At 47.1% G+C, this 2,716-nt stretch carries 5 protein-coding genes and 1 pseudogene; 1 reads left to right on the top strand and 5 read right to left on the bottom strand.

Features of this window, described 5'->3' with window-relative positions; translation table 11 throughout:
* Both BFF42_RS14635 and BFF42_RS27785 read right to left on the bottom strand, forming a co-directional pair.
* Positions 1-257, bottom strand: a 257-nt coding sequence (locus BFF42_RS14635; protein WP_069673647.1) for a transposase, incomplete at its 3' end; no start/stop codon positions are given.
* A 56-nt stretch (positions 258-313) separates the two neighbouring features.
* Positions 314-607 carry a host cell division inhibitor Icd-like protein gene (locus BFF42_RS27785; protein ID WP_336603455.1) on the bottom strand — a complete coding sequence of 98 codons (294 nt, stop codon included), beginning with the start codon at positions 605-607 and terminating at the stop codon, positions 314-316.
* Positions 608-695: 88 nt separating this feature from the next.
* Between BFF42_RS27785 and BFF42_RS27790 the strand changes: the two genes are divergently transcribed.
* Positions 696-1,001, top strand: a complete 306-nt coding sequence (locus BFF42_RS27790; RefSeq protein ID WP_000179581.1) for a YlcI/YnfO family protein — start codon at positions 696-698, stop codon at positions 999-1,001.
* 333 nt (positions 1,002-1,334) lie between these two features.
* On the opposite strand, the gene BFF42_RS14645 is transcribed toward BFF42_RS27790, so the two are convergent.
* The 3 genes and pseudogenes from BFF42_RS14645 to BFF42_RS14660 form a co-directional block, all read right to left on the bottom strand.
* Positions 1,335-1,913 carry a BRO-N domain-containing protein gene (locus BFF42_RS14645; RefSeq protein WP_001038676.1) on the bottom strand — a complete coding sequence of 193 codons (579 nt, stop codon included), beginning with the start codon at positions 1,911-1,913 and terminating at the stop codon, positions 1,335-1,337.
* Between the two features lie 56 nt (positions 1,914-1,969).
* Positions 1,970-2,227: a helix-turn-helix transcriptional regulator gene (locus tag BFF42_RS14650; RefSeq protein WP_001029461.1), complete on the bottom strand. Its 258-nt coding sequence runs from the start codon at positions 2,225-2,227 to the stop codon at positions 1,970-1,972.
* 178 nt (positions 2,228-2,405) lie between these two features.
* Positions 2,406-2,716, bottom strand: a pseudogene (locus BFF42_RS14660) (IS1-like element IS1A family transposase); the annotation flags it as partial.

The raw sequence follows: 2,716 nt of genomic DNA on the forward strand, positions 1-2,716 counted from the left end.
TTTTTTAATATATCTCGCTCAAGGCGAGCTTCATTTAACGCCTTACGCAGTTGCAGAATTTCAGATTCCAGTTCAGCCACCGTGCGGGAACCAGGAGTACCGAGCCCTTTTCTGGCGGCGGTAACCCATTGTCCTAAAGTGCCTTCAGGAAGGGATAATCGGGAAGCGCCTTCACTGATCGAAAGTTGATTTTCAAGAACCGTTCTGACAGCTTCGGCTTTGAACTCTTTAGAGTAACGTTGGTTTTTTCTGCTCATTATTAGCTCCTTCTGATGCCATTCTATTTCAGGAAGGAGTGTCCGTTAAACTCAGGCTACCTCACTCCCTGGCGGATTTTTGCAGCGAATACAGCAACACAACCGGACGGGCAACGGCTACGCGCTTCGCGTTCCGTCCAGGCGGTTACGTGGATGATTTGAGATTCTCCGGCACTCAGTGCCAGAAAACGCCACACAAAGGCCGTTTGTGTGTGTACAAGGTGTGGTATATGATTTACAGCAACCATAACGGCTCCTAGTTTACGTTGTTGGTTAGACGCCCCGTATGTGTTCCCAGCACTGCGGGGCGTTGCTCTTTGTATTTCAACAATCCTTTCGGTGTGTTTCATGTTATGAGCGCATGAAACACACGTCAAGGCTTTTTGTATTTCTTTTTTTGTGTATACTGAAACACACCGATGATTAGGAGTTTCAGAAATGGCAACGGCTAACAAAAACGCAAAATCACAACTGACAACTGTCAGAGTCCCACTAGATGTTATGCAAGGGATGGAATCCGTTAAGCTGGACGGTGAAAGCAATGCCGGATTTATCGTAACCGCCATGCGCGGAGAAATGGCCCGCCGCCAAGCAGAAGGCAGCGGAGAAAATCCCCTTGTGTCGTCACTGGATGCCCTGGCTAAGGTCGAACAAATCGGCATCAAAGCAGCCGAGGAGATCGGGCAACTCGTCACCGTCGCGCGTGAAGAACTCCAGCGACGCAAGGTCAAAGAGCATGAATAGCCAATATCAGCGCCATAGTTTGAGGAACGCAGGCGCATTGCTTTACAGGACAGCACCATGAGCGACACAGAATCAACCAAAACACCATCACCAACTCGTAAGAGACGACGCAAAAATATAGCGCATGAACATGAATCAGAAAGATTCGCACCTTGTTCGTTTGCTCTTGAGAAATTCCTTAAAGAGCACAGGAAAAAGCTCTCGTTGCAAACCTTGGAACGAACCAAATCTGACTGATCACATTGCCCACCAGCCGCAAATGTGGCATTGTTGGTGATGCTTTTGTTTTCCCTTGTTCCCACTGGCGACCCTTTTGCGGTCGCCTTTGTTTTGTCACTGAATGCGGTTACCAAAGTAAAACTCAGGCTGATATTCACGTATCAGCGTTTTTTCTTCTTCCTCCTGCTCACGCTTTTTGCGCTTACATGCCTGTAGCTCCCTCCCCTTCTCGCTGGCACTTATTTGATATTGCTCTTTACGGCGGGAAAAATCCTGTAATGCACCCCACGGGATACCATAAGTCCCCGTTTTTCTGATACCTGGTATCACATTTCTGAATACCCAGTTACTGAAACGATGAGCAAATGTGCCAGGCGTCGTTGCTTTGCGGCTGCGGGCTATTAGTTTGTAGAAACCTGACTCAGAGATAATTCTCATATTCTGATTTCCTCCTGGGGTGTAAGTTAAATTTACTCCCTTTTCATCATCATCAAGCATCTGCAACGCCGTACGCGAATTGGTTAGTTCCAGCGCAGCACAAACATCTTTTGCAACAAACCACGGATCGCCGTTCAGATACACCACACGAACGTTCACACTATCAAAGCGCAGAACGACGAGATCACGAATATCGCAGAATTTTTTCACTGGACGAGCGTACCCCTTGCCCGTCACGGCAATATTTTTATTCATCGCGTTTTTACCTTATAGACAAAAAACCCCTCGTGATGAGGGGCATTATTTACTGGTTATTGCTGTTTTGTTTTTCCAGGTTTCCATCCAGGATGCCACTCACCACGGATCCATGCCTGAACCTCTGAAAGTCGATACCCTGCAGCACGTTCACCGATCTTGATACGTCGCGGGAATTTACCTGCCTGCTCCATTTTCCAGCGTGTTGAGTTTGCCAGCGTGGTAAGTGCTATGCACTCTTTTTCACGAATGAACCGATCAATGTCCTTCATTGTGCGCAAATCGTTTTCATCAACAAGAGAATAAATTGCCATATCACACCACCTCTTTATTAAGCTCGATAACGTTGTTGTTAAATCCTGCTATCGTATTAAGGTAATTAACCCACATATTAAGCACCTCAAGTTTTTTCTTTATATGCCTGCTTTTATTGTAAACACCAGCAACCCCTTTCACTTTATGACCTAAAAGAAGTTCGGTAATGACTCCAACTTATTGATAGTGTTTTATGTTCAGATAATGCCCGATGACCTTGTCATGCAGCTCCACCGATTTTGAGAACGACAGTGACTTCCGTCCCAGCCTTGCCAGATGTTGTCTCAGATTCAGGTTATGCCGCTCAATTCGCTGCGTATATCGCTTGCTGATTACGTGCAGCTTTCCCTTCAGGCGGGATTCATACAGTGGCCAGCCATCCGTCATCCATATCACCACGTCAAAGGGTGACAGCAAGCTCATAAGACGCCCCTGCGTCGCCATAGTGCGTTCACCGAATACGTGCGCAACAACCGTCTTCCGGAGCC

It is taken from the genome of Shigella sp. FC1661 (assembly GCF_001712525.1).
GTDB lineage: Bacteria > Pseudomonadota > Gammaproteobacteria > Enterobacterales > Enterobacteriaceae > Escherichia > Escherichia coli.